The following is a 4,328-nucleotide window of genomic DNA, read 5'->3' on the forward strand; positions in this document are numbered from 1 at the left end:
CGGACCGGCCGACGCGTGGACGGTGAGCGCCCACCTCTTCGGTGACCTCTCGAACATCCACATCCTCCACGGCCCCGGCGAAGCGTTCGCGCACCTCGACCACCTCGTCGCCGAGGGCGTCCTCGAACAAGACGGGTCCGAGTACGCCCTCACTGGAACCGCGGTGGACGTAGACGCACTCGTGCCTGTCCCCGAGACGAAACGTTAAAACGCCGCTGGACGGAACGGAGAGCCATGGAACTGCGGGTCATCGACAAGACCGACGAGGAACTCCGCATCGAAATCGGCGGCGAGGACCACACCTTCATGAACGTGCTGAAAGGTGAACTCCTCCAGACCGAGAGCGTGACTGCGGCAACGTACGACGTGAACCCCGAGCAGTCCGGTGGACAGACTGACCCCGTGCTCTCTATCAAGACTGAAACGGGCGTCGACCCACTCGACGCGCTCGCAGAGGCTGCTCGCGGCGTTCAGGACACCGCCGACAACTTCACTGCCGCCTACGAAGCAGGCATCGACGCGTAAACTACCGTTCTACGCTCGTTTTCTCGATTTCCGAGCCGGTAGGCTGCCGACTGAGGGCAGCATGGTCGAGGTCACCAGTTAGTCCGCGTGGCCGTGGCCATGCGCGCCGTGAGCGTCTTCTGCCCCTGCGGGACCTTCGTAGTCCATCTCACCGGCCTCGATGCTGACCTGAAGCCAGTTCTCCATGGGGACGAGCGGACACTCGTATCGTGGAGAGTACGCACAAAACGGGTTGTACGCGTAGTTGAAGTCGAGCACCCACTGGCCGTCTTCGGTCCGGTCGTCCGCTTCGAGGTCCAGATACCGACCGGCCCCATAGGTTTCCTTCGTGTTCGTCTCGTCTCGGAAGGGAACCCAGAGTCGGTCCTCGTCCGGAGTCGCTCGGTACGCGTCCAGCGTGTACGTCTCCCCGTCTAGTTCGAACTCGAACCTGCCCCAGACGAGGTAGTCGCGTTCGCCGTCTGTCGACGTGCCGATAGTGATGGTCTCGGGGTCGTCGTACTCCTGCAGTTCGAGTTCGTACCGCAGGTCTGGGTCGGGGTCGAAGTAGTCGAGACCGTCGAACGACTCGCGTTGGTCGGGGGGAATCGGTGAGTGGCGGTCGTGAGCGAGATAGCGGTCTTTCTGTTCGCGGTGCCGTTGCAGGTCAGTCAGCCAAGAAGAATCGTCAGTCATCGCGGTCTGAGATACGGTCGCTATCGTGGTTAAGATTGGTTTCGACTGCGCACGGTGCGCACGACCGCGGGGCGTATCGCCCGCGACTCGCGGCCCTGACTTACAGGCGGACCGGCACGTCGTGTTCGTCGAGGTACTCCTTCACGTCGCGGATGGAGTACTCGTCGAAGTGGAAGATAGAGGCGGCGAGACCGGCGTCGGCGCCTGCTTCGGTGAACACTTCGTACATGTCTTCGGGGCCGCCGCATCCCGACGAAGCGATGACGGGTGTCGAGACGTTGTCGCAGACGGCCTTCGTTAGCGGGATGTCGTAGCCATCTTTCGTGCCGTCGGTGTCGATGGAGTTGATGAACAACTCGCCGGCACCGCGGGATTCGGCCTCGCGGGACCACTCGACGACGTCTACGCCGGTTCCTTCGCGGCCACCTTTGACGGTGCACTCGAACCAGCAGGACTCGCCGTCGACTTCGGCGTAGTACTCGCCGTCTTCGTCGTACCGGCGGCGTGCGTCGACCGAGATGACGATACACTGACTGCCGAAAGAGCGGGCGCCGTCTTCGATGAGCGAGGGGTTCTGCAACGCCGCGGTGTTGATGGAGACTTTGTCCGCGCCGGCGCGGAGTGTCTCTTTGATGTCGTCGCGGGTGCGGATGCCGCCACCGACGGTCAGCGGGATGAACACCTCGTCTGCGACCTTCGAGACGGTGTCGAGCATCGTCTCACGGCCGTCGGCAGAGGCGGTGATGTCGAGGAAGACGAACTCGTCGGCACCGGCTTCGTTGTACAGTTTAGCCATCTCGACGGGGTCGCCCGTGTACTTCAGGTCCTCGAAGTTGACCCCGGTGTAGACGGCCGGATTCCCGTCTTCGTCGAGGTCCACGTCGATACAGGGGATGATGCGCTTCGTGAGCATTCGCTACCGAATCGTTGGCGAAAGAACCGTTTCACCGTTTCGACTACGGCAGGAGAGAACTCGCGTCCGCGGATGCCGTCCACCGGCAGTCTCGTTCTCGCTCGCCGGGAGTCAGCGGGTGGCTACTCTATTCAAAACAGCGTACTATCGATATGAAGCAAAATGTCGGGTCACTGGACAAAGGAGTTCGTATCGCGCTGGGATTGTTCCTCACCGTCGTCTCGATGAGTGCCACCTATCTCCGGCCGTGGGACGTTCCCACGACGGCAGGCGTTGCCGGAGTGTCGCTCCTCGTCGCGGCGGTGCTGTTCGTCACCGCGACCACCGAGACGTGCCTGCTGTACAGCGTTCTCGGCATCGATACGCTCGATGGGTAGTCGTCTGGCCTCCAATCTTTTCACACGACACGCTCGGGTCGCGAGTGACGACAGCGCTACGTTCATACTGGTCTGCGAAGACCAACCAAACATGGGCCTCCCTTCCGTCTTCCACCTCCACTATCACGTCCCGGACGTCGATTACGCTGCGTCTCTCCTCTCGACACACGGCATCACACCGACTGCCCGGTTTGGTTCGGTCGATGGCGAGTCGGTCGCACTCGCGCCCGAGGAAGACACTCCACCCGGGTTCACATGCAGACTCCAGACGAATCGCGGCGGATTCGTAGATGTGACGCTTACACCCGCCCCACGACTCGACTTCGACCACTTCGGTATCGTCGTCGACGACGTTGCCGGCGTCGTCGAGCGAGCGAGAGAACGCGGCTGGTCGGTGACCGAAAACGAGCGTCGAACCTTCCTCGTCACACCGTGGGGGTTCCGAGTGGAACTACAGGCCGCCGACAGCGACGTGGTCGCAGAACTCGGTCCGTCGTCGGACTGCCGGTTCACGAACGTCTCGCTCGCCGTTCCAGTCGAGGCACGCGACGACATCTCACGTGGTCTCGGCGCCGTCCTCGGCGACGTGCACAATCTTCGCGTCGTCCCCGTCCGCGGGCCGAAAGCGGCAGTCAGAGAAGCACGAGTCGACGGTGACCGCGTCGAACAGCAACAGTTCGAGATGGCGTCGTTGGTCCCGAGAGAGACTGCGTGACTGGGCCGACGTGAGTCGTTCGCGCGATTCAGGAGAGGTCGTAGACGCGCGCTTCCCACGGGCGGAGCGTCGTGGTCTCGACGCTCTCGATGTCGGCATCGTAGTTCGAGATGAGCATCTCTGCAGGTTCGCCAGCGAGGTCTGTCGGCGGTTCGAAGTGCGTCTCGTCGCTGTCGAAGTTGAGGACGACGAGCAGTGTGTCCTCGCCGTCGGCGGTTTCGAGTGTCCGGGTGTAGACCCACAGTGACTCGTGGTCGCGAAGTCGCAGGTCGTAGTCGCCGTAGACGAGTACGTCACGCCCCTTTCGAAGCGAGATGAGGTCACGGTAGTAGTGCCAGATAGAATCTGGGTCGCTTCGGGCGTCTCCCACGTTGATGTCGTCTTTGTTCGGGTTGACGGGCATCCACGGGTCGCCATCGGTGAATCCAGCGTGTTCGGAGTCGTCCCACTGCATCGGCGTCCGAGCGTTGTCGCGGGTGCGGTAGCGAACGAGGTCCATCACGTCATCTTCGTCGAGGCGGCCTGCTCGCAAGGCGGCGCGGACGTTCTTTATCGTGTCCACGTCACGCACCTCGTCGAGAGAGTCGAACGGGTAGTTGGTCATGCCCAGTTCTTCGCCTTGGTAGATGTACGGGGTTCCACGGAGGGTGTGGAGCAGCGTGGCGAGCAGTTTCGCCGACTCTCGTCGGTACTGGCCGTCGTCGCCAAAGCGCGAGACCTGTCGGGGTTCGTCGTGGTTGTTGAGGAACAGCGAGTTCCACCCCTCGTCTGCGAGTCCCTCCTGCCAATGGGTCATCGACTCCTTGAGTTCGCGCGGTGACGACTCTCGGTAGGACCACCGTCCGGCGTCGGTCATGTCGAGGCGCATGTGGTCGAAGGTGAACACCATGCTCATGCCGTCGCCGTCTTCACCGACGTACCGTTTCGCCTCCTCGATGGAGAGTTCGGCCATCTCGCCGACGGTCATCGCGTCCGTGCCGTCGAGCACCCGGTCGTGGAGTTCCGAGAGGTACTCGTGGACGCGCGGCCCGTTGGTGAACTGGTCGACACCTTTGACGATTTCGGTGGGGTCCTCGGCGTCGGGGAGGCCGTCGGGTTTGGAGATGAGGTTGATGACGTCCAT

General features: G+C 62.4%; 6 protein-coding genes and 1 pseudogene. 4 read left to right on the forward strand and 3 right to left on the reverse strand.

Annotated features, from left to right (window positions below):
- Positions 1-208, forward strand: a pseudogene (locus tag AUR66_RS16210) (MBL fold metallo-hydrolase); the annotation flags it as partial.
- Positions 209-234: 26 nt separating this feature from the next.
- The gene (locus tag AUR66_RS16215; protein ID WP_058573265.1) at positions 235-525 is read left to right on the forward strand and encodes a DNA-directed RNA polymerase subunit L; all 291 of its coding nucleotides are present in this window, start codon (positions 235-237) and stop codon (positions 523-525) included.
- Positions 526-603: 78 nt separating this feature from the next.
- On the opposite strand, the gene AUR66_RS16220 is transcribed toward AUR66_RS16215, so the two are convergent.
- Positions 604-1,200 (reverse strand): DUF1684 domain-containing protein, encoded by a 597-nt coding sequence (locus AUR66_RS16220; RefSeq protein ID WP_058573266.1) that lies wholly within the window; start codon positions 1,198-1,200, stop codon positions 604-606.
- Between the two features lie 100 nt (positions 1,201-1,300).
- On the reverse strand, positions 1,301-2,113 hold the full coding sequence (gene hisF / locus AUR66_RS16225) for an imidazole glycerol phosphate synthase subunit HisF (RefSeq protein ID WP_058573267.1): 813 nt from the start codon (positions 2,111-2,113) through the stop codon (positions 1,301-1,303).
- Between the two features lie 152 nt (positions 2,114-2,265).
- Between hisF and AUR66_RS16230 the strand changes: the two genes are divergently transcribed.
- Positions 2,266-2,490, forward strand: coding sequence for a YgaP family membrane protein (locus tag AUR66_RS16230; protein ID WP_058573268.1), 225 nt, complete (start codon positions 2,266-2,268; stop codon positions 2,488-2,490).
- Positions 2,491-2,581: 91 nt separating this feature from the next.
- Positions 2,582-3,205, forward strand: coding sequence for a glyoxalase/bleomycin resistance/dioxygenase family protein (locus AUR66_RS16235; RefSeq protein WP_058573269.1), 624 nt, complete (start codon positions 2,582-2,584; stop codon positions 3,203-3,205).
- A 28-nt stretch (positions 3,206-3,233) separates the two neighbouring features.
- Here AUR66_RS16235 and AUR66_RS16240 read toward each other — a convergent pair.
- On the reverse strand, positions 3,234-4,328 hold a 1,095-nt coding region (locus AUR66_RS16240; protein WP_157533178.1), incomplete at its 5' end, for an alpha-amylase family glycosyl hydrolase.

This window comes from Haloferax profundi (assembly GCF_001469865.1).
In the GTDB taxonomy this organism is placed as follows: Archaea; Halobacteriota; Halobacteria; order Halobacteriales; family Haloferacaceae; genus Haloferax; species Haloferax profundi.